We start from the raw sequence: 23,435 nt of genomic DNA, 5'->3' as shown, positions 1-23,435 counted from the left end.
TAAAGGTGTTCATGCTGTTAAAATTAAAGGTACATTAATTACGTGCTTTGAGCAAACAATGGGAAAATAAGCGGCGATTAAAAGCACGCTGACACTCTGCCACAAAAGCGGATGTTATTTAATTGCTGAACATATTAAAGATGGCAACACATAACAAGCGGTATAAAGTTTAGACAGGGTTACTTTTTATCTCGCCCTGAGGAACGTATGACTAATTTAAAACAAGCTTGATTCGACTCCATGTATTTACGCTCAAACGGCGTATATGCTAGCGTACTGCCGTCAATGCTAATCTCACTTATATTGCCGCCTAGCCCATAATACTTAGCCCCCAGCAAACATTCCTCCAAATACAATCGCCAGTTCGAGCGCAGCTCAATGTTAGCAGACACGTTGACAATAACAGGAAATAAAGCTGAGCCATGCCAGCGCTTTCCAATTTGAGATTTCTTTGGATATGGATTCGGATACAAAATAAACTGCTTTGACACTTGCCATATTGGCTTATTTTCTTGTATGTATGTGGCTAGCAAACGCCAAAAGTCGTTTAAATCTGCCTGCAGCAGCAGATAGTTAGGGCCAACACTGTGGGTAGATTCACTACTCGTTTTATTTTTTTTAGCACTTAGTTGCAACGCATAGCTTTTGTGCTTGTCGAGTCGTACTATAGATTTGTCGACCCCAATAACTTTAGTATTTGGATACTGCGCCGCGATATTAATCGTGCTCTCACCAACCCCACAGCCTGCGTCTAATATAAGATCGCCGCTAAACGCGCCCAACCAAGCCAGCATATCGTTAAACGCCACGGCGGTGTGATGGGCAATTGGCCGCTGAAAATCGTTTAATTTGTGCCTCGCAAGTATTTTGTGTAACTCTTCATGCACCTGTGTTTGGTTAGTGCTTATACTACGAGCCTGTGAGGCCTTCATATTGATAGCTTCCGAGTGATTATTATGAGCGTATTCCCACGCCTTTTTTGAGTAATTGATAAACCACACTCAGCAGCGCAATATTAAACACAATTAGCAAGCCAATAGCGGTCCAATGATTCACATCAGATACCCCTAAAAATCCATACCGAAAGCCATTTACCATATACACAATGGGATTAGCTTGACTAACCACTTGCCAAAAATCAGGCAGTAAAGTCAGAGAATAAAACACACCGCCCAAATACGTAAGCGGTGTTAATACAAAGGTGGGAATTACACTAATATCATCAAAATTTTTCGCATAAATACCGTTAATCAGCCCCGCGGTGGCGAATAGTATCGAGGTAAGTACTAAAGTAACCACTATCACAAAGAAGCTATGAATTTTTACATCCACAAAAAACATCGACACACAGGTCACAAGCACTCCTATTATAAGTGCTCTAGCAACACCTCCCCCTACAAAGCCCATAATAACCACCCACGTAGGCACGGGTGCCACAAGAAGCTCTTCAACGTTACGCTGAAACTTAGCACTGAAAAATGAGGACGACACGTTCGAATATGAACTGGTAATAACAGACATCATAATTAGGCCGGGCACAATAAATTCCATGTAGCTAAACCCGCCCATTTCACCAATTCGTTTACCAATCAAATTACCAAATATGACAAAATACAAAGACATTGTTATAGCTGGTGGTACCAAAGTTTGTATCCAAATGCGCAAAAAACGCGTGCATTCTTTAACCCAAATGGTTTTAAGCGCTACAAAATTACGATTAGCTGCTATGTTCATTACGTCGGTTCTCCTTTTGCTATCGGCTCTGTGCTTGGTGTATTGTTGGCCTTAACAAGTTTCACAAATAATTCTTCAAGACGGTTGGCCTTATTGCGCATACTCATAACTTTTATTTTTCGCGCCGAAAACTCTTCAAAGACGACGTTTAGTCCACTGTCTTTAGGAACATCCACTTCAAGCGTCTGATCGTCTATAGCCCTGTGTTCAAATTCTGGAATGTTGATATTCTTTGCGCCAGAGGCTAAATCAAACACGAAAGTTTCGAGGTTTAAGGTTGACAGCAAGGTTTTCATACTGGTATTTTCAACAATCACACCATTGTCGATAATAGCGATATTTCTACACAGCATCTCAGCTTCTTCCAAATAATGGGTGGTCAAAATAATGGTGACACCCTGCTGGTTTATATCTTTTAAAAATGCCCACATTGAGCGGCGCACTTCAATATCAACGCCTGCGGTAGGTTCATCTAAAATGAGCATTTTAGGTTCATGCATCAGCGCTCTTGCTATCATTAGTCTGCGCTTCATCCCGCCCGATAATTCGCGCGCGTTAGCATTTCGTTTGTCCCAAAGTTCCAACTGCTTTAAGTATTTTTCTGCGCGTATTTTGGCTATTTTTCTGGGAACGCCGTAGTACCCTGCTTGATTGACTACAATTTGTAAAAGCGTTTCAAACTGATTGAAGTTAAATTCCTGTGGCACCAGTCCAATGCAGCTCTTAGCAGCAACTTCTTGAGTAACCGAGTCGTTCCCAAACACACTTATAGTGCCTGATGATTTGTTTACTAGTGAGCAAATAATACCGATGGTGGTAGATTTACCTGCGCCATTTGGGCCTAATAAAGCGAAGAAATCGCCCTGCTCAACTTGAAGGTTGATTCCTTTAAGCGCCTTAACGCCTCCTGCATATGTTTTTTCCAAGCCTTGAATATCAAGCGCTTTTTCAGTCGTAGACATGTGTACCTTTATTTGACGATAATGAAGAATATTTACAATCGGACGTATTATGTGACTTAGTCGCCCTGATGCATATTAACATTTTGTTGAGCGGATGTAAGTAAGTGAAATGTGGCTTAAATGACTCAAAGAGTTATTAATTAGAAATCTAGTGGCAAACAGCATCATCCATCTCAGTGGTGCGCACCACGTTAAACGCTTGTTGCCTATTGATAAGGCACTTAAGTCAAAGTGGAAGACATAAACTATGCAACTCAAAACAAGATTACGATATACTTACTATCATGATAAGTAGCTCTGCATAAATTGTCGTCTATACTACTTTAAATAACTACGGAGATAATAAATGGATGATTCAAAATTTGTTGACCCCAGACTCGTGGCTCGAGAGGCTTTATTTCAAAATTTGCATGTTAGCATTTTTGAAACTATGGGATATGTCAGTGCTATTCAAGCTTGTGTTGAAAAGACAGGACATGATATTGACGCAAGTAACCCTGAGTTCGTTCAACTTCTCCGGGATTATGAGGTTACTAAAAATCTGTCAAATATTGAACAATCCGACCTCAAGCAACTTTTTGAAAAGACCGACGGCATTCTTAGGAGCAACAGCAGCGCATTAGCAAACCGCGCGCAGCTCTGTGCCGCCGCCACTAGCGCCTTAAATCACTGGCGCATTCTTTATGAAGTACCCGACGATTTACGAGACACTGATACCGTCACAAAAACATTAAAAATTAAACTTCAACAAACCATGTATACATGGGAATGTATAGTTGACGACTTGAGCGGTGTAAAACTCTATCCCAGAAACACTAATTAAACCTATGTAGTACGCTCAACGCTCATACTTTACTTTTTTGCTTTACTGTGGGTATTAAATTGCGCCACCATCTTTTTCTCGCGTCGTTTCCACATTATTTTAGCTAACTTTTTCATGCTCACCGTAGTGTCTCGCTCATCGACTATTTCAATGCCCAGCAGGCTTTCCAATAAGTCCTCAAGGGTTAAAATACCTTCCAAACCTCCGTATTCGTCTACCACTAACAGCATGTGCACACGCGAATTCAAGAAATGATCAAAGGTGGTTGAAAGCGGCATATCACCAAGCAAAGTTACCAAAGGCTTCGCATAATCAAATAAAGGCTTTTCCTTATCACCGGCCGCCATTGCCAGCAATATATCGGTACGCATTATATATCCGGTAATACTCTCACTTTCATTATTCTCGTAAACAGGCACCCGTGAAAACGCAATGTTCGAATGTTTTTCAACGAACTCGTTCACGAGCATCTTCTCAGGCAGCGAAAAAACCACGGTTCGGTGGGTCATTGCATCTTTTACTTTGCGTTCATGAAGCAGCAACAAATTTTGTAAAAATAGCGCTTCTTGTTCCGCCAATTGGCCTTCTTTTTCAGATAATTCAGCCATTGCCAGTAGTTCACTTCTACTCAAGCCTTTTAAGGGGCTTTCTTCTGTAAATCCACTGGTCAATTTTTGAGACATCAACACAAATGGATAAAGCGCTATAATGAGATATTTAAGGAAAAAAGCCGTTCCGGGTGCAAGTTTCCTCCAATATACCGCGCCTAATGTTTTGGGAATGATTTCAGAAAACACAAGAATTAGCAGTGTGAGGACCGCCGAGATAACACCAATATAAGCGTCGCCAAATACTTTTGCAGCTTGAGCGCCAGCGCCAGCAGCGCCCATGGTATGAGCGACCGTGTTTAAGGTAAGAATTGCAGAAAGCGGCTTATTGATATTAGTTGTTAATTTGTTTAACAACTTGCCCGATGGTTTGTCGTCTTTTTCCAACAACGAAATATAAGCTTGAGATACGCTGAGAATAACGGCTTCTGCAACAGAGCATATAAAAGAAAAAAATAAGGCGATTAGTACATAGATGGCTAATACTAGCATAATATAAAAAACAAATTCTCTAACGGTAGTAGCTACTAGCTTACCACTTTTTCAAACCATGGGCGGCTTATTATTGCGACCTACACATGAAAATAAAAATATAAGCTATGACTAACGCTCAAGGTAATCACATCATACCTAAGCTTAAGATTTACACCAAACGTTTGCAGGCTAAAAAAAAATAAGCCAACACTAATAGGTAAATAGCTATTAAAATCATTACTAAAGTACGAAAAAAAACTTGAAATAAGTTCACGTCAATGTTCCAAGAATACAATAGCAATCTCTTGTTTTTGTTTCCTTTATACTGCTGTTATTGTTATTGCTTTTACACATATTAGAAATATGAGTATAGCGAAGTTTCAAAATATACAGAATATTTTAGATTAGCAAGACCTAACTATCTTTATCAATTATTTTCTGTTTAAAAATATTGGTTCTATTAATAAAAATGCTTAAGTTGACCAAATACGCACTAAGCTTGTATGCTTTGTAAACATAGCAATGGCATTTATACTCAGTATCGAACTGATGCCCTGTTAATTCCTCAACATTCAATATTAGGAGCATTGCATTTTGCAAGAACCAGTGAGCGCTATATTACTAATACAGCAAGCACTTACACCTGTTTTTTTAATTGTAGGCATAGGTACATTATTAAACTCGTTAACGAGTCGTTTAGCAAGAATAGTAGATAGGGTAAGGTGGTTTGATTTGCCCGAGGCCGCGAACTACCAGCACAAGCGCGTAAAAGAATTAAAAGCACTTTCACGCAGAATGAAATGGGCTAATTGGTCGATAAACTTGCTATGTGGCGCGGCGGTACTGGTGTGTATTAACATATTTTTGCTGGTAATTCAGGGCTACTTTGCCACCGTCATTACAGGCTGGATTGTCGGCAGTTTTATTGCAACCCTAGCGCTTCTCGCGCTAGGGCTAATATGTTTTTTTATAGAAGTGAGCATAGCTACAAGCTCATTGAGAGTGTCGGAATCTTTGATTGAGGACGAGTGAATATAATCACTTATAAAAGGCTTCAACGCTTCCTTTTCGCGACATTAGCAGCGGTTGACCTCGGCGATCTAAGGATTTGGGAGACGGTATTTTCACCCAACCTTGGCTTATACAATATTCTTCAACGTTGGTAAGTTCTTTGCTGTTTAAGCGAATACCAATGTTATGTTCGAAAATTTCTGCAATGTAAAATGGACTGCGAGAATTACTTGAAAGGCGATCTGGTAACGCTGGTGGTGCCGTGTTGTCAGTCATATTAGGGACCCAAATTGTATAATAATCCCTTATTATAGACTGAGTGTTTAGAAATGACCAAACAGAAAATAAAGTGTTTGAACCGAATTCCCCCGCTGTCATACTTGTTGTCGTCTTAGCTAATTCCTGTGATAAATACTTGACACAAAAAAGCCGCTAATATAGCGGCTTTTTTATTTCAGAGTAGTTACTACAGTATTTTAGCAACAACACCGGCGCCTACAGTACGGCCACCTTCACGGATTGCAAAGCGTAAGCCTTCATCCATCGCGATTGGAGCAATTAGCTCTACTACGAATTTAAGGTTATCACCAGGCATTACCATTTCTACGCCTTCAGGAAGCTCTACAGCACCTGTTACGTCAGTCGTACGGAAATAAAACTGTGGGCGGTAACCTTTAAAGAATGGCGTATGACGGCCACCTTCGTCTTTGCTTAAGATATACACTTCAGCTTCAAACTTGGTGTGTGGCTTAATTGAACCAGGCTTCGCAAGTACTTGACCACGTTCAACGTCTTCACGCTTAGTACCACGTAATAATATACCTACGTTCTCGCCGGCACGACCTTCGTCAAGCAATTTACGGAACATCTCAACGCCTGTACACGTTGTTTTAACCGTATCTTTTATACCGATTATTTCAACTTCTTCGCCTACTTTAACAATACCTTGTTCAATACGACCTGTTACAACCGTACCACGGCCTGAAATTGAGAACACATCTTCTATTGGTAGAATAAATGGCTTGTCTACGTCACGCTTTGGCTCTGGAATGTAGTTGTCTAGCGCATCTGCTAGTTCAAGAATTTTAGCTTCCCACTTTTCATCGCCTTCAAGGGCTTTGAGTGCTGAGCCTTGAATTACCGGTAAATCATCACCTGGAAAATCATATTCACTAAGAAGCTCACGCACTTCCATTTCTACTAGCTCTAGTAATTCTTCGTCGTCTACCATGTCACATTTGTTCATGAAAACGATCATGTATGGAATACCAACTTGACGACCTAGTAAAATATGCTCACGTGTTTGTGGCATAGGACCGTCGGTAGCAGCCACTACTAATATGCCGCCGTCCATTTGCGCGGCACCGGTGATCATGTTTTTCACATAATCGGCGTGTCCAGGACAATCAACGTGTGCGTAGTGGCGCTTAGGTGTATCATATTCGACGTGTGAGGTATTAATAGTGATACCGCGCTCGCGCTCTTCTGGTGCGTTATCGATTTGGTCAAACGCTGAGGCAGAGCCTCCGTATGTTTTTGCTAGAACTGAACTGATAGCTGCAGTTAGCGTTGTTTTACCATGATCAACGTGGCCAATTGTGCCAACGTTGACGTGCGGTTTCGTACGTTCAAACTTTGCTTTTGCCATTGCTTTTATTTCCTAAGTTTAACGCCCGTTCCAACATTAGACCGGACCAAATTCATCTTTACATGCGAACATCAATAATGGCTTTCGCTACATTACTGGCGACTTCTGCATAATTGTGAAATTCCATTGAATATGACGCCCTGCCCTGCGTTTGTGAACGCAAAGAAGTCGCATAGCCAAACATTTCAGAAAGGGGCACTTTAGCACGCACAATTTTTATGCCTGCAAGGCCATCTTCCATACCATCTACCATTCCTCTGCGGCGGTTAATGTCACCAACAACATCGCCCATCCAATCTTCAGGAGTAGTTACTTCAACTTTCATCATAGGCTCTAACAAAACTGGTTTAGCTTTTGCCGCGCCTTCCTTAAACCCCATAGACGCTGCAATCTTAAACGCCATCTCAGAGGAATCAACATCATGATATGAACCGTCATACAATGTGACTTTAATATCCAGCATAGGATACCCTGCTAGCACGCCATTTTGAAGCTGTTCTTCACAGCCTTTTTTAATTGCGGGGATAAACTCATTTGGTATAGTGGCGCCTACGATATCATTTACAAACTCAAATCCTGCACCCTCTTCTAATGGTTCTATGCGCAGCCATACATGACCAAACTGGCCGCGGCCACCCGACTGACGAACAAACTTTCCTTCAGACTCAACACTGTTGCGAATAGTTTCACGATAAGCCACCTGCGGCTTACCCACGTTGCACATAACATTAAACTCCCGTTTCATGCGCTCTACAATAATGTCTAGGTGTAACTCGCCCATACCAGAGATAATTGTTTGCCCTGATTCGTCGTCTGTGCGTACTTTGAAAGAAGGATCCTCTGCCGCTAATTTACCTAAAGCAACACCCATTTTTTCTTGATCAACTAATGATTTTGGTTCTACTGCAATAGAAATTACTGGGTCAGGAAAATCCATTTTTTCTAAGGTAATAATATGCTGCGGTGAACATAACGTTTCACCTGTTGTGACGTCCTTTAATCCTATGGCCGCTGCAATATCACCGGCATACACTTCTTTAAGTTCAGCTCGATCATTTGCGTGCATTTGTACCATGCGACCTATGCGTTCTTTTTTACCTTTAATAGGATTATAAACAGAATCGCCAGTTTTCATTACGCCAGAGTAAACTCTGAAAAAAGTTAAAGTTCCTACAAATGGATCACTCGCTATTTTGAACGCTAGGGCAGCAAAGGGTTCATTGTCGTCAGAATGACGTTCGGCTTCTGTTTCTTTACCGTCATCGAGTATACCAGTGATAGCTTTTACTTCTGTTGGAGAAGGTAAAAAATCAACAACTGCATCTAGTACCGCTTGAACACCTTTATTTTTGAATGCGGAACCGCAGGTGGCAAGTACAATTTCGTTATTAAGAGTGCGTGCGCGCAAGCCTTGCTTTATTTCTACTTCGCTTAGCTCTTCACCGTTTATGTACTTATCCATTAACTCATCATTAGCTTCAGCGGCGGCCTCTACCATTTCTAAGCGAAACTGTTTAGCTCTTTCAAGATGATCAGCAGGGATATCTTCGTATGTAAAACTTAAACCTTTATCTTCTTCGCTCCAGTTAATTGCCTTCATTTTAATCAGATCAATTACACCCCTGAACGCTTCTTCAGCGCCAATACTTATTTGGATTGGCACGCAATTAGCGCCTAAGCGTTTGCGAATTTGTTTCACTACGCGTTCAAAATCAGCCCCCGCTCTATCCATTTTATTCACAAACACGATACGCGGAACTTCGTATTTGTCGGCTTGACGCCAAACCGTTTCAGACTGTGGTTCAACCCCTGAAGAGGCACAAAAAACGACGACTGCACCGTCTAATACTCTGAGTGAACGCTCGACCTCAATAGTGAAGTCAACGTGTCCAGGGGTGTCTATAATATTTATGCGATGCTGCTCAAATTGCTGCTGCATACCTGACCAAAAGCAAGTAGTTGCAGCAGAGGTAATAGTAATACCGCGTTCTTGTTCTTGCTCCATCCAATCCATTGTGGCCGCACCGTCGTGCACTTCACCTAACTTATGTGAAATACCAGTATAGAAAAGCACACGTTCAGTGGTGGTAGTTTTACCAGCATCTACGTGAGCAACTATGCCTATATTTCGATAGTGATGAATGGGTGTTTGTCGCGCCATTTTGGTTTGGATTCTCTATTAACTATTGTAAAAGAATAAAAGGGGTGAAACATCTGTGGGCTGTTCGTTTTCCACTTCTTTTTTTCTCTCTTTAAAATTGCAAAACAGTCTGCCCTATTCAGGCAGACTGTTACAGTTTCTCTATTGACTTCTTTACTACCAGCGGTAGTGAGCAAATGCTTTGTTAGCTTCTGCCATGCGGTGAACGTCTTCACGTTTCTTAACCGCACTACCTTTGCTGTCTTGCGCATCAATCATTTCTGCAGCTAAACGCTGAGCCATGGATTTTTCGCCACGTTTACGTGCCGCTTCAACCATCCAACGCATACCTAGCGCGTTACGACGTACTGGACGAACTTCTACGGGTACTTGGTACGTAGAACCACCAACACGACGAGATTTAACCTCTACTGTGGGGCGGATGTTGTCTAGCGCGTCTTCAAACACGTCTAAATGTGGTTTGCCGGTTTTTTCAGCAACAATTTCAAGGGCACCGTATACGATTTTTTCAGCGGTCGATTTCTTGCCGTCGAGCATTACGACATTCATAAACTTTGCAAGCAACTCTGATTTAAACTTTGGATCTGGTAGGATTTTTCTTTGACCTACGACTCGTCTTCTTGGCATCTTAATTCTCCGTGGAATTCAGGGGTTTCCCAAAACTCTAATTTAATAGTTTGGCCTTACTAACGGAGAACCGTTAAGACTTCGGCCTTTTTGCGCCGTACTTAGAACGGGCCTGTCTGCGAGCAGTAACACCTGAACAATCCAGCGTACCGCGAACAGTGTGATAACGAACACCTGGTAAATCTTTTACGCGGCCACCGCGGATAAGTACCACACTGTGCTCTTGTAAGTTGTGACCTTCACCACCAATGTATGAAGACACTTCAAAACCGTTTGTTAAGCGAACACGACATACTTTACGCATGGCCGAGTTTGGCTTCTTTGGTGTGGTAGTATATACGCGAGTACATACGCCACGGCGTTGTGGGCAAGCTTGTAAAGCAGCTACGTTAGATTTTTCTACCGGCTTTTTACGGGGTTTACGCACTAACTGGTTAACTGTTGCCATTAACTAGCTCCTGATTATGACTAAAATTTCCGCTGGTTATTAACCATATGACGGATGCTATTTGCAAAAATATAAAACATTGATTTACTTTATAAATTTACTGCTCGGTTACCCTCTTAAAATTATTTAGCCTCGCTTTTTGCACCTCATATAAGGTACTGTAAGCGGTAGAGGCATAAAATTTGGGTCGCGGAATATTATAGATCAAACGCCTAGATGTCAAGTAAATTGAGCTGACATGGGGTCCTTAACTTAGGCAATATTGTAAAATAAAAAATCTAGTATAAAACAGCCGATTATCTTTTTCACATTCCATTTGTAAGCTTTTCATTACTACTGTTGGAGAAACAGGGTGAATCTCACTTTAATTGAAAGCTCCGTAGCCAATAAAAAAGCAAGGACTAGAATCAGACCTTGCTTTTAATGTTGCTGTAATTATTCCAGTAAGTACAAGCCTTACTATAAATGAGGCATCAAAGAATCATATTTCTATGCGTCGTCATTACCTGCATTTAAGGCTTCAGCAAGCTGAGCTTGAGCTTCATCAGCAGATACTGATATAGAAGCTTCTGCTCTTAATGCTGCTTTGCGTGCAGAACGCTTTTGGTGATAAGCAAAACCAGTACCCGCGGGTATTAGTCTACCTACAATTACGTTTTCTTTAAGGCCACGCAATTCATCTTCTTTTCCTTGTACTGCGGCTTCGGTAAGCACACGAGTCGTTTCTTGGAAAGATGCCGCAGAAATAAACGATTCTGTCGACAGCGACGCCTTGGTAATACCCAAAAGCTGTATTTCGTAAGTCGCAGGAATTTTACCTTGCTTTTCAAGTTCGCGGTTAGCAATCTTGACTTGTGCCACTTCAACCTGCTCACCTTCAAGCAAATTGCTGTCACCGGCGTAGGTAATCATACACTTACGTAGCATTTGCCTAATAACGACTTCAATGTGCTTATCGTTAATTTTCACACCCTGCAAACGGTAGACTTCTTGTACTTCGTTAACGATGTAGTTTGCTACTGCACTTACGCCACGTAAACGTAAAATATCATGTGGTGATTCAGGTCCGTCAGAAACAACTTCGCCTTTCTCAACCGACTCACCTTCAAAGACGTTAAGGTGTCGCCATTTCTGGATCATCTCTTCGTAAGCACCATTTGCGTTTAGGCTGACCGTAAGCTTCTGCTTACTATCGGGCTTAGGTGTAATGGTTAAACGCTTCTTGCTCTTAGTTTCGTTACCAAAACCAATAACACCCGAAATCTCTGCCAAAATTGCAGGTTCTTTAGGCTTGCGCGCTTCGAATAAATCAGCAACACGCGGTAGACCACCCGTAATGTCACGGGTTTTCGAACTCTCTTGAGGAATACGCGCTAATACATCACCTTCTTGCGCTGTTTTACCATCAATTGCTTCTATAGTCGTAAAGCTTGGAAGACGAATTTCCTGCAAAGCGCCACCTTCACTTTCGAGTATAAGCTTAGGTTCTTTCGCATTCGCTTTAGACAAATCTTTCACTACAACACGAGCTATACCCGTTAGCTCATCTTGCTGTGTTTCGGTGTTGGTGTCATCAATATCTGCAAATGTGATCTTAGAAACGCGCTCTGTAACAATCGGGTGACTATGTGGTTCCCATGCTGCTACGATGTCGCCTGAGGCAATGCCTGCACTGTCGTCTACCGACAATATAGAACCATATGGCAATTTGTAACGTTCTTTCTCACGACCTTGGTCATCAATAACCGTTAACTCACTTGAACGCGAGACTATTACGATCTTGCCGTCAGTATTACGTACAGTTTTGGCGTTATGCAGTTTCAAGGTACCGGTTGTTTTGACCTGTACGTTGTTTTCTGCCGACGCACGCGATGCCGCCCCACCAATGTGGAAAGTACGCATAGTAAGCTGTGTGCCTGGTTCACCAATTGACTGAGCTGCTATTACACCAACAGATTCACCTGAGCCTACCATGTGTCCGCGCGCTAGGTCACGACCGTAGCAGTTGGCGCATACACCGTGGTCGTTATCACAGGTAATGACCGAGCGTACAATAATTTCATCAACCGAATTCGTTTCAAGCATGTCGACCAAGTGCTCGTCTAGTAAAACGTTACGCTCTACTAAGACAACCGTTTTAGTACCTGGCTTAATTACGTCTACAGCAACTACTCGACCAAGTACACGCTCACGCAATGGCTCAACAACATCACCACCTTCGATAAGCGGCTTCATAATGACACCTTCATAGGTGCCACAGTCGTCATTGGTAATAACCAAATCTTGTGCAACATCAACTAAACGGCGCGTTAAGTAACCTGAGTTCGCTGTTTTAAGCGCGGTGTCGGCTAAACCTTTACGCGCTCCGTGAGTCGATATAAAGTACTGCTGTACGTTTAAACCTTCGCGGAAGTTAGCGATGATGGGTGTCTCAATGATTGAGCCATCTGGTTTAGCCATTAGTCCCCGCATACCTGCTAGCTGACGTATTTGTGCAGGGCTACCACGAGCGCCTGAATCAGCCATCATGTAAACCGAGTTAAACGACTGCTGCTGCTCTTCAACGCCATCACGGTTAATAACAGTTTCTACTTTCAAGTTATCCATCATCGCTTTTGCAACTTCGTCATTGGCACGTGACCAGATATCGATAACTTTGTTGTAGCGTTCACCTGCAGTCACTAAACCAGAATTGAACTGTTCTTGAATCTCAATTACTTCAGCTTCAGCAGCGGCAACAAGTTCTTTCTTCGCCGCTGGAATAACCATGTCATCTATACCAACAGACGCACCCGCAATCATCGCGTAATGAAAGCCGGTATACATTATTTGGTCAGCCGCAATAACGGTGTCTTTCAAACCAAGCGTACGATAGCAAGCATTTAACAACTTAGAAATTTGCTTCTTGCCCATCGCAGTGTTAATAATTTCAAAAGGTAAGCCTTTTGGTAAAATCAACGAGAATATAGCGCGTCCAACGGTAGTATCAGTTAGCGTTATTTTCTCTACTTTGGTGCCGTCTTCAGCAACATCATATTCAGTAATACGGACTTTTACGCGAGCATGCAGTTCAGCATGCTCGGTACGGTACGCTTTTTCAGCTTCGTTGGGACTGGTAAATACCATGCCTTCACCTTTACCGTTGACACGGTCGCGCGTTAGGTAATACAACCCTAATACAACATCTTGTGAGGGGACGATAATTGGCTCACCATTAGCCGGTGACAATATGTTGTTAGTAGACATCATAAGGGCACGTGATTCAAGCTGCGCTTCAATGGTTAACGGTACGTGAACCGCCATTTGGTCGCCATCGAAGTCGGCGTTGTAAGCTGCACATACTAATGGGTGCAATTGAATCGCTTTACCTTCAATTAAGATGGGCTCGAAAGCTTGAATACCAAGTCTGTGAAGCGTGGGTGCGCGGTTAAGTAGCACTGGGTGTTCACGAATAACTTCGTCTAAAACATCCCATACTTCTGGGGCTTCACGTTCTACTAACTTCTTCGCTGCTTTGATAGTAGTGGCTAAACCACGGCCTTCTAATTTGCCGTAAATAAATGGCTTGAATAACTCAAGTGCCATTTTCTTAGGTAGACCACACTGATGTAAACGCAGTGTAGGACCAACGGTAATAACTGAACGGCCAGAGTAATCGACACGCTTGCCTAGTAAGTTTTGACGGAACCGACCCTGCTTACCTTTTATCATGTCAGCAAGTGACTTAAGTGGGCGTTTGTTAGAGCCTGTTATAGCTCTGCCGCGACGGCCGTTGTCGAGCAAGGCGTCAACCGCTTCTTGGAGCATACGTTTTTCGTTGCGCACAATAATGTCGGGCGCAGCTAAGTCTAACAAGCGCTTTAAGCGATTGTTACGGTTAATGACACGGCGATATAAATCGTTCAAGTCAGACGTTGCAAAACGTCCACCGTCTAGCGGAACTAATGGGCGTAATTCTGGTGGTAACACTGGCAAAATTGTTAGAATCATCCACTCAGGTTTGTTGCCCGACTGTTGGAATGATTCTAGCAGCTTTAAACGCTTGGTGATTTTTTTACGTTTCGTTTCAGACGTTACGCTTGGTAATTCTTCGCGCATAGCTGCCACATCAGAATCTACGTTTAGGGCTTTTAGCAGTTCAAATACTGCTTCAGCGCCCATTTTAGCCTCAAACTCGTCTCCATGCTCTTCTAATGAATCAAGATACTCTTCTTCATTTAGCAAGCTTCCTTGAACAAGCTCGGTCATGCCCGGCTCAGTTACTACGTACGATTCAAAATACAACACGCGTTCAATATCACGCAAAGTCATATCAAGCATTAAGCCAATTCTTGAAGGTAGTGATTTTAAGAACCAAATATGTGCCACTGGGCTTGCAAGATCAATGTGACCCATGCGCTCTCTGCGTACTTTGGTTAACGTAACTTCAACGCCACATTTTTCACAAATAACACCGCGGTGTTTTAGACGTTTATACTTTCCACACAGGCATTCATAGTCTTTTACGGGACCAAAAATGCGTGCACAGAATAAACCGTCTCGTTCAGGTTTGAAAGTACGGTAGTTAATTGTTTCAGGTTTTTTAACCTCACCAAACGACCATGAACGGATTTGCTCAGGTGAAGCAAGGCCAATTTTGATATTATCAAATTCTTCGGTCTTGTTTTGCTGCTTAATAAACTTTAATAAGTCTTTCACATTTCTCTCCCAACGGAGTTTGTATTATCAGCCCTTGCTAGTGACTTATTAACCTTAATAACTCACTAACTCGGGCCAACCTGTAGATTTGCTAGGCTTTTTCAAGCACTTGGTAGCGCGGCCTACTGTTCTTCAAGTTCTATGTTAATACCCAATGAACGGATTTCTTTCAACAATACGTTGAACGACTCTGGCATGCCAGGCTCCATTCTATGGTCACCGTCAACAATATTTTTATACATTTTGGTACGACCGTTGACATCATCAGACTTAACAGTAAGCATTTCCTGCAAGGTATAAGCAGCACCGTAAGCTTCAAGAGCCCATACTTCCATCTCACCGAAGCGCTGACCACCAAACTGTGCTTTACCACCAAGAGGCTGCTGTGTAACAAGGCTGTAAGAACCGGTAGAACGAGCATGCATTTTATCGTCTACTAAGTGGTTCAGTTTCAACATATACATGTAACCAACCGTCACTGGGCGTTCAAAAGCACGACCCGTACGACCATCAAACAATGTAATCTGACCCGACTCTGGAATATCAGCTAGCTTCAACATTTCTTTAATTTCGCCTTCATTGGCGCCATCAAAGACGGGTGTTGCTACTGGTACACCTTTACGCAAGTTTTGCGCTAAGCGTTTTACAGCTTCGTCGTCAAAATCGTCAATGTTCACAGCTTGATGCGACTTACCCAGGCTATAAATTTCCTGTAAGAATACACGTAACTTCGCCACTTCCTGCTGCTCTTTAATCATGCGATCAATCTTCACGCCTAAACCATGTGCAGCCATACCCAAATGAGTTTCAAGGATTTGCCCAATGTTCATTCGTGATGGAACACCCAGCGGGTTCAGTACGATGTCTACCGGCGTACCGTCGGCATCGTAAGGCATATCTTCCACAGGTTGAATCGCTGAAATGACACCTTTATTACCGTGACGACCAGCCATTTTATCACCCGGCTGAATGCTACGTTTGACCGCCAAATACACTTTCACAATTTTCAGAACGCCTGGTGCTAAATCATCACCTTGGGTGATTTTGCGACGCTTAGTCTCAAACTTCTTATCGAAGTCATTTTTAATTTCTGAATACTGCTCAGCATTTTGATCAAGTTCGTTTTGTGCATCTTCGTCTTTAAGGGCAATATCGAACCATTTCTCGCGCGGCAAACCATCAAGTCTTGCAGGATCAATATCAAACTTAAGCAGTAAAGCATGTGCACGAGCGAATATGCCGTCTGCAAGAATACCAAACTCATCACCCAAATCTTTTTTGACTTCTCGAAGCTGCATGTCTTCAATTTCAAGCGCACGCTTGTCTTTTTCAACGCCATCGCGAGTAAATACTTGCACGTCAATTACGGTGCCAGTTACTGAATTAGGCACTCGTAAAGAAGTATCTTTAACGTCTGACGCCTTTTCACCAAATATGGCTCTTAGTAACTTCTCTTCTGGGGTAAGCTGTGTTTCGCCTTTTGGCGTTACTTTACCTACTAGTATGTCGCCGCCTTTAACTTCAGCGCCAATATAGACAACACCCGATTCATCTAGTTTTCCTAAGGCAGACTCGCCAACGTTAGGAATATCACCGCTTATTTCTTCAGGACCAAGCTTGGTATCGCGAGCAATACAGCTTAGTTCTTGAATGTGAATAGTGGTAAATCTATCTTCTTCTGCGACGCGTTCAGAAATGAGGATTGAATCTTCAAAGTTATAACCGTTCCAAGGCATAAATGCGATACGCATGTTCTGACCAAGCGCCAACTCACCTAAATCAGTAGAAGGACCATCGGCTAATACGTCACCGCGTACAACCGGCTCGCCAACATTACACGTTGGACGCTGGTTGATGCATGTGTTTTGGTTTGAGCGGGTGTATTTAGTTAGGTTATAAATGTCGATACCGGCTTCGCCAGGCAACGTTTCATCTTCACTAACTTTCACTACAATACGAGAAGCATCAACATAGCTTACCGATCCACCGCGCTTCGCCACAACCGTAACCCCGGAGTCAACCGCAACGGTTTTCTCCATGCCAGTGCCTACTAATGGCTTATCAGCTTTTAGTGTAGGTACGGCTTGACGCTGCATGTTTGAACCCATAAGTGCACGGTTAGCGTCATCGTGTTCTAGGAACGGAATAATACTGGCGGCAATGGATACTATTTGCTGTGGAGAAACGTCCATGTAAGAAATATCTTCTTTTTGCACAAGGATGTTTTCACCACGTTGACGACAAGCGATAAGCAAGTCAACAAGATTATTATTGTCATCAAGTGTAACGTTTGCCTGTGCAATCGCGTACTGACCTTCTTCAATTGCCGATAGATATTCAATATCGTCGGTGACCGCACCTTTAATGACTTTACGATAAGGGGTCTCTAAGAAACCAAAATCGTTTGTTCGGGCAAAGCTTGCAAGTGAGTTGATCAAACCAATATTTGGACCTTCCGGCGTTTCGATTGGACATACACGACCGTAGTGGGTTGGATGTACGTCACGTACTTCAAATCCAGCACGTTCACGAGTTAAACCACCTGGGCCTAAGGCAGAAATACGACGTTTGTGTGTCACTTCTGAAAGCGGGTTGTTTTGATCCATAAACTGCGACAGTTGGCTCGAACCAAAGAACTCTTTAACTGCAGCTGAGATAGGCTTAGCGTTAATAAGATCTTGCGGCATAATCGCATCAAGGTCACCTAAACTTAAACGCTCTTTTACAGCACGTTCGACGCGCACTAAGCCAACACGGAATTGGTTTTCTGCCATTTCGCCAACAGAACGAATTCTGCGGTTACCTAAATGATCTATATCATCAACTTCATCTTTGCCATCACGTATTGTGATTAGCTGCTGCATAACAGCAATAATGTCTTCTTTGCCTAAAATACCCGGGCCAGTTGGCACATCACGACCTAAGCGACGGTTAAACTTCATGCGTCCAACAGCAGATAAATCGTAGCGGTCTTCAGAGAAGAACAAGTTGTCAAATAAGTTTTCAGCGGCGTCTTTGGTAGGTGGTTCGCCAGGACGCATCATGCGATAAATTTCAACCAATGCTTCTAAACGATTGTTAGAGGGGTCGACATTTACTGTACTTGAAATATAAGAGCCATGATCAAGTTCATTAATGTAAAGCGTGTTGAATACTTTTATATCAGCGGCTTTAAGTGCAAGCAACAATTCAAGCGTTAGTTCTTGGTTTGCTTCTGCAACCACTTCACCTGTACTTTCATCTACATAGCTTTTATCTAGTACTTTGCCGACTAAGTATTCTGCTGGAACGACTAATTCTTTTATTTTAGCTTTTTCGAGCGCGCGAGTATGACGTGCCGAAATTCGACGGCCAGCCTCTACTATGACTTCGCCTTTTTTGCCAAGTATATCGAATTGGGCTGTTTCGCCGCGTAAGCGTTCTGGCACCACATCCATCATGTAGTTGTCGCCGTCTATACGCACCGACACTTTATCAAAGAAGCGATCGAGGATTTCTTCTGTGCCCATGTCTAAAGCACGTAATATGATAGTTGCCGGCAGTTTGCGACGACGATCTATACGTACAAACAAATTATCTTTGGGGTCAAATTCAAAATCTAACCAAGAACCACGGTATGGAATGACACGCGCGTTATAGAGTACTTTGCCTGACGAGTGAGTTTTGCCCTTATCGTGATCAAAGAACACACCCGGCGAACGATGCAATTGTGAAACAATAACACGCTCAGTACCGTTAATAACGAATGTACCGTTATTGGTCATTAATGGGATCTCGCCCATATAGACTTCTTGTTCTTTTATATCTTTTACAGTGCCTGCTGCTGCTTCTTTATCAAACAAAACTAGTCTTAATTTGACGCGCAGTGGCGCCGAATAAGTGACACCACGAATTTGACATTCTTTAACGTCAAAAACAGGCTCGCCTAGACGATAAGCTACATACTGTAATTCAGAATTACCTGAATAACTTTTTATTGGAAAAACTGATCGAAATGCAGACTCTAAACCATATTGGCCGTCAAGATCTTGTTCAATAAATTTCTTAAATGAGTCCAGTTGTATTGAGAGAAGGTATGGAATTTCCAATACCTGCGGGCGCTTGCCAAAATCCTTACGGATACGTTTTTTTTCACTATAAGAGTAAACCATGGGTTCCTCAGTCGTCTGATTTAAGACCCAACCTGTTACACGGCTGTCTGGTGGACAGCTTTAAATGTGCAACAAACTTCCAATACCCTTTAACTGCTTGGGTGGTAACTAAAGCTAAGACTCATACGAACAGTATTGATATGCACCACACACAAAATATAAGTTCATAAAATCCAAGCATTGTAACGATACCACGCAAACCATAAATCACAAATAAAGGGAGTAAACTTTGTAATTTACCTGCGCTTATTTTTATTTACACATAGCGCAAAAAGGCTGATGATTAGAAATCATCAGCCTTGACCGTTTTAACGGGTCAGTAGTTAGCAAAAAACTAATTACTTAATTTCAACTGTTGCGCCTGCTTCTTCAAGCGTCGCCTTCAGTGCTTCAGCGTCTGCTTTAGAAACGCCTTCTTTAATCGCCTTAGGAGCTGATTCTACAACATCTTTAGCTTCTTTTAAGCCAAGACCTGTAGCGCTACGTACAGCTTTGATAACACCAACTTTAGCGGCACCAAAGGAAGTAAGAATTACGTCAAATTCTGTTTGCTCTTCCTCTGCTTCTGCTGCTGCTGCTGGGCCAGCTGCTACGGCTACGGCTGCTTGCGCAGACACACCGAATTTTTCTTCAGCTGCTTCAATCAATTCAACTAAGTCCATTACTGGCATTTCAGCGATTGCGTTTAATATATCTTCTTTTGTTAGAGCCATTTCTCTAAACTCCTGGGTATAATGTTAAAAATTCAAATTGCCAAAAACACTAATTATTTAGTGTCTTTGATCGCCGCCAATACGCGTGCAAACTTAGTTGGTATTTCGTTAAGTGTTTGAACAAATTTCCCAACAGGTGCCTTGAAGGTAGCAAGTAACTGTGCCAATGCTTCATCTCTGGTAGGTAACGATGCCACTGCGTCTAATTTCTCTGGACCCAATAAACCATTGCCTAACGTTAATGCCGTTACTTTTAACTTTGGATTTTTCTTCGAGAAGTCTCTAAAAAGACGTGCTGCTGCACCAGGTGCATCAAGAGAAAAACCATAAATTAATTGACCGGTTAACGCAGAATCAATATCTGCAAACTTACTGTCAAACAAGCCACGTTTAGCAAGGGTGTTTCTAATAACTTTTAGATATACACCTTGTTCACGAGCCAGAATGCGAAGAGTAGTTAACTCTCCAACTTCCATACCACGGTATTCAGCGACGGCAACAGATAAAGCACGAGAAGCGACATCGGAAATTTCCGCGACGATTTCTTTTTTTGCTGCTAAGCCTAGTGCCACTGAGTTCACCTCATTTAATTTCTGCTATATTTTGCATTCACATGCATCGAATAACAGGATTACAGATTGATACATTCGTATACTATAAAACTACTCATGTACCGCTCTACGGTGTTCATTTCCCAGAGAGTCTGGGTTGAATTCACCATCTGCGCAGGAACTAATTAAGAACCACATTTACCTTTATAAAAAGAATGTAAAAGATCTCTTACGTCTTTTACTGCAGTTCGCCTGCGGTCTTGGACGGGAGCTTGTATTTACTACATGAACGTTACGAATAAGCTCATATATGTAAATTAGCTCCAACCCACAACCTTTTGTAAAAAGTAGCTTAAACCTGCGTTAGCGAACTTTGGTCAACAGTTAAACCTGCACCCATCGTTGTGCTTAAACTTACCTTTCCAATAAATATGCCTTTGGCAGAACTTGGCTTAGCTTTACGCAAAGCGCTCATCAATGCTTCAAGGTTTTCTTTAATAGCATTTGGCTCAAATGCTATTTTACCAATACTGGCGTGAATTATGCCATTTTTATCATTGCGATATCTAACTTGGCCAGCTTTTGCATTTTTTACAGCGGTGGCCACATCAGGGGTAACAGTGCCGGTTTTAGGGTTAGGCATTAAACCACGAGGACCTAAAATTTGGCCTAATTGACCAACCACACGCATTGCGTCTGGACTAGCCACTACTACATCAAAATTCATTTCGCCTTTTTTAACCAACTCAGCTAAGTCTTCCATACCAACAATGTCAGCACCGGCGGCTTTAGCGGCTTCAACGTTAGCGCCTTGAGTAAACACAGCGACACGTACATCTTTACCAGTGCCGTTAGGTAACACAGTTGCGCCACGAACGTTTTGATCAGATTTACGTGCATCAATGCCAAGGTTTACGGCAACGTCAATACTTTCCGCAAATTTAACGGTTGAAAGCTCTTTTAATAAAGCAATTGCTTCATCAAATTCATATTCTTTAGTGCTACTTACTTTTTCAGCAATGGCACGAGCGCGTTTTGATAATTTAGCCATCGTCTTATCCTTCTACCTTTAAGCCCATACTACGGGCAGAGCCAGCAATCGTTTTACAGGCTGCATCCATATCGGAAGCAGTTAAATCAGGTTCTTTAAGTGTCGCAATTTCTTCTAACTGCGCACGTGTTACCGTACCCACCTTCTCGGTATTAGGACGACCTGACCCACTTTTCACGCCAGCTGCTTTGAGCAGCAAATACGCGGCAGGCGGGGTCTTAGTTTCAAAGGTAAATGAACGATCTTCATATACGGTAATAACGACTGGAACCGGAGCGCCTTTTTCAAGTGCGTCTGTCTTAGCATTGAATGCTTTACAGAATTCCATAATATTTACGCCGTGTTGACCAAGTGCTGGACCAACTGGGGGACTCGGGTTTGCTTTACCTGCAGCAACCTGAAGCTTAATTAAGCCTGAGACTTTCTTCGCCATTGATTTATTTCTCTATTTTGTGGGTATAGCGCCTAAAAGATACAAGAGAATATCTTCTGTAACGGCTTCCCGTATGTAAATTGGGCGCGAATGATATGCTTTTAACAACATAAATGCAACCATGATTTATATGTTTCTAGTTGCGCTTTGTTTTTCAGCTGATTTGCTTTTCAACTGAAAAACATGCATACAAACAGATGCGGAGCTAGTCTATAGTGGAAATTGATTAAAATAAAGGCTTATTCACAGTCTTTTGATTTTAGTAAGTCTAGTACATTAATCTCTTTTTTGTGGGATTGATTGCTGTTTTATCGTAGGACTTCGGCCTATCTTATTTGCGTTTCAAAATCAGCGTTTCTAGCATAAACGTAGTGTTATGATTCTTATGAACAGTAAGAATGCCTATACTTATATCACCCGTGACTTTTATTTGCTGATTAATTTACACTAGTTCCAAAATCACATAGAGCAAGTGCTCGGCCAGTACCACAATTCAATCTGCGCTAGTTTTACTAACACTCATTAAAAATTGACCTCCTGGCGTTATTACATAACGAAGTGCTAAAGCAATATCAGAACTAAGTGTAAAAGCTCGGTTGGCAAAGCCATTTACACATGTTTCATCCTCTATTTTTCCTCTGAAAATTAAAAAATTGTAACAATACATCCGAAATTTAAGATTTGAGAGTATAAGTAAGGAGTGATTCACATGAATTACCAACAAAAAAATTAACCAGTTAAGGAATACACATGAAATTATTAAATATTAAATCTTTGTTTGTCGCAGTTGTTGCCACATTCGCTATCGTAGCAGCTGCACAGGCAAACCACCACGGGACCAAACAGGATATCGTAGACGTTGCTGCGAGTAACCCAGATTTTTCCACACTGGTAGCCGCTGTAAAAGCAGCTGACTTAGTTGATGCTTTGAAAGGTGATGGCCCATTGACGGTATTTGCACCTACAAACGCTGCATTTGCCAAATTACCTGCAGGAACAGTAGAAGATCTTCTAAAGCCAGAAAATAAAGACAAACTTGTGTCAATCCTTACCTATCATGTGGTGGCTGGAAAAGTAATGGCAGCTGACGTGGTTACTGTAGATTCTGCGACCAGCCTTCAGGGTCAGACAATTGATGTGACTGTTGACGGTGATAAAGTAATGGTAAATAACGCGAACGTAGTGGCGACAGACATTGCTGCAAGCAACGGCGTAATCCACGTAATTGATACCGTATTGTTACCAAAGTCATAATTTGTGAATTAGTCAGTTATTTAAGTAATTCTCTTTTATGATTGTTAAGATGTTCAGTAATACATAGAAAAAAAGCTAACGTACGTTA

At 42.1% G+C, this 23,435-nt stretch carries 18 protein-coding genes; 3 read left to right on the top strand and 15 right to left on the bottom strand.

Annotated elements, in window-relative coordinates; translation table 11 throughout:
* Nucleotides 1-179: 179 nt before the first annotated feature.
* Genes trmB through BAE46_RS04310 form a run of 3 tightly spaced genes read right to left on the bottom strand, consistent with a single transcriptional unit; the run spans nt 180 to nt 2,696 of the window.
* The gene (gene trmB / locus BAE46_RS04320) at nt 180-932 is read right to left on the bottom strand and encodes a tRNA (guanine(46)-N(7))-methyltransferase TrmB (protein ID WP_006007284.1); all 753 of its coding nucleotides are present in this window, start codon (nt 930-932) and stop codon (nt 180-182) included.
* A 22-nt stretch (nt 933-954) separates the two neighbouring features.
* On the bottom strand, nt 955-1,734 hold the full coding sequence (locus BAE46_RS04315; protein ID WP_070111853.1) for an ABC transporter permease: 780 nt from the start codon (nt 1,732-1,734) through the stop codon (nt 955-957).
* Entirely contained in the window at nt 1,734-2,696 is a 963-nt protein-coding gene (locus BAE46_RS04310; protein ID WP_006007288.1) for an ABC transporter ATP-binding protein, read from the bottom strand. The genes BAE46_RS04315 and BAE46_RS04310 overlap by 1 nt, the downstream gene beginning before the upstream one ends.
* A gap of 346 nt (nt 2,697-3,042) precedes the next feature.
* Here BAE46_RS04310 and BAE46_RS04305 point away from each other — a divergent pair, with 346 nt between their 5' ends.
* The gene (locus BAE46_RS04305; RefSeq protein ID WP_006007289.1) at nt 3,043-3,519 is read left to right on the top strand and encodes a hypothetical protein; all 477 of its coding nucleotides are present in this window, start codon (nt 3,043-3,045) and stop codon (nt 3,517-3,519) included.
* Between the two features lie 29 nt (nt 3,520-3,548).
* Here BAE46_RS04305 and BAE46_RS04300 read toward each other — a convergent pair whose 3' ends face one another.
* Nucleotides 3,549-4,619: a CNNM domain-containing protein gene (locus tag BAE46_RS04300; protein ID WP_070111852.1), complete on the bottom strand. Its 1,071-nt coding sequence runs from the start codon at nt 4,617-4,619 to the stop codon at nt 3,549-3,551.
* A 576-nt stretch (nt 4,620-5,195) separates the two neighbouring features.
* Between BAE46_RS04300 and BAE46_RS04295 the strand changes: the two genes are divergently transcribed.
* Complete coding sequence (locus tag BAE46_RS04295) at nt 5,196-5,633, top strand: DUF2721 domain-containing protein (protein WP_006007295.1); 438 nt, start codon at nt 5,196-5,198, stop codon at nt 5,631-5,633.
* 6 nt (nt 5,634-5,639) lie between these two features.
* Here BAE46_RS04295 and BAE46_RS04290 read toward each other — a convergent pair whose 3' ends face one another.
* The 11 genes from BAE46_RS04290 to rplK all read right to left on the bottom strand — a co-directional run bounded on the left by BAE46_RS04290 (nt 5,640) and on the right by rplK (nt 22,093).
* Complete coding sequence (locus BAE46_RS04290) at nt 5,640-5,888, bottom strand: DUF3297 family protein (protein WP_006007297.1); 249 nt, start codon at nt 5,886-5,888, stop codon at nt 5,640-5,642.
* A gap of 190 nt (nt 5,889-6,078) precedes the next feature.
* The gene (gene tuf / locus BAE46_RS04285; protein ID WP_070111851.1) at nt 6,079-7,260 is read right to left on the bottom strand and encodes an elongation factor Tu; all 1,182 of its coding nucleotides are present in this window, start codon (nt 7,258-7,260) and stop codon (nt 6,079-6,081) included.
* A gap of 58 nt (nt 7,261-7,318) precedes the next feature.
* Entirely contained in the window at nt 7,319-9,421 is a 2,103-nt protein-coding gene (fusA, locus tag BAE46_RS04280) for an elongation factor G (protein WP_070111850.1), read from the bottom strand.
* Nucleotides 9,422-9,577: 156 nt separating this feature from the next.
* The gene (rpsG, locus tag BAE46_RS04275) at nt 9,578-10,048 is read right to left on the bottom strand and encodes a 30S ribosomal protein S7 (protein ID WP_006002739.1); all 471 of its coding nucleotides are present in this window, start codon (nt 10,046-10,048) and stop codon (nt 9,578-9,580) included.
* Nucleotides 10,049-10,121: 73 nt separating this feature from the next.
* On the bottom strand, nt 10,122-10,496 hold the full coding sequence (gene rpsL / locus BAE46_RS04270; protein WP_006002740.1) for a 30S ribosomal protein S12: 375 nt from the start codon (nt 10,494-10,496) through the stop codon (nt 10,122-10,124).
* Nucleotides 10,497-10,985: 489 nt separating this feature from the next.
* On the bottom strand, nt 10,986-15,194 hold the full coding sequence (rpoC, locus tag BAE46_RS04265) for a DNA-directed RNA polymerase subunit beta' (protein WP_006002741.1): 4,209 nt from the start codon (nt 15,192-15,194) through the stop codon (nt 10,986-10,988).
* A 122-nt stretch (nt 15,195-15,316) separates the two neighbouring features.
* On the bottom strand, nt 15,317-19,345 hold the full coding sequence (rpoB, locus tag BAE46_RS04260) for a DNA-directed RNA polymerase subunit beta (RefSeq protein WP_070111849.1): 4,029 nt from the start codon (nt 19,343-19,345) through the stop codon (nt 15,317-15,319).
* A gap of 338 nt (nt 19,346-19,683) precedes the next feature.
* Entirely contained in the window at nt 19,684-20,058 is a 375-nt protein-coding gene (gene rplL / locus BAE46_RS04255; protein ID WP_006002745.1) for a 50S ribosomal protein L7/L12, read from the bottom strand.
* 53 nt (nt 20,059-20,111) lie between these two features.
* Nucleotides 20,112-20,630, bottom strand: a complete 519-nt coding sequence (rplJ, locus tag BAE46_RS04250) for a 50S ribosomal protein L10 (RefSeq protein ID WP_070111848.1) — start codon at nt 20,628-20,630, stop codon at nt 20,112-20,114.
* A gap of 331 nt (nt 20,631-20,961) precedes the next feature.
* Complete coding sequence (gene rplA, locus BAE46_RS04245) at nt 20,962-21,660, bottom strand: 50S ribosomal protein L1 (protein WP_006002749.1); 699 nt, start codon at nt 21,658-21,660, stop codon at nt 20,962-20,964.
* 4 nt (nt 21,661-21,664) lie between these two features.
* Complete coding sequence (rplK, locus tag BAE46_RS04240) at nt 21,665-22,093, bottom strand: 50S ribosomal protein L11 (protein WP_006002750.1); 429 nt, start codon at nt 22,091-22,093, stop codon at nt 21,665-21,667.
* A gap of 750 nt (nt 22,094-22,843) precedes the next feature.
* Between rplK and BAE46_RS04235 the strand changes: the two genes are divergently transcribed.
* Nucleotides 22,844-23,347, top strand: a complete 504-nt coding sequence (locus tag BAE46_RS04235; RefSeq protein ID WP_006002754.1) for a fasciclin domain-containing protein — start codon at nt 22,844-22,846, stop codon at nt 23,345-23,347.
* Nucleotides 23,348-23,435: the final 88 nt, after the last annotated feature.

The organism is Glaciecola punicea (genome assembly GCF_001756615.1).
Taxonomy (GTDB): domain Bacteria; phylum Pseudomonadota; class Gammaproteobacteria; order Enterobacterales; family Alteromonadaceae; genus Glaciecola; species Glaciecola punicea.
The sequence above is the reverse complement of the archived record's forward strand: the minus strand, read 5'-3'. Positions and strand labels throughout refer to the sequence as shown.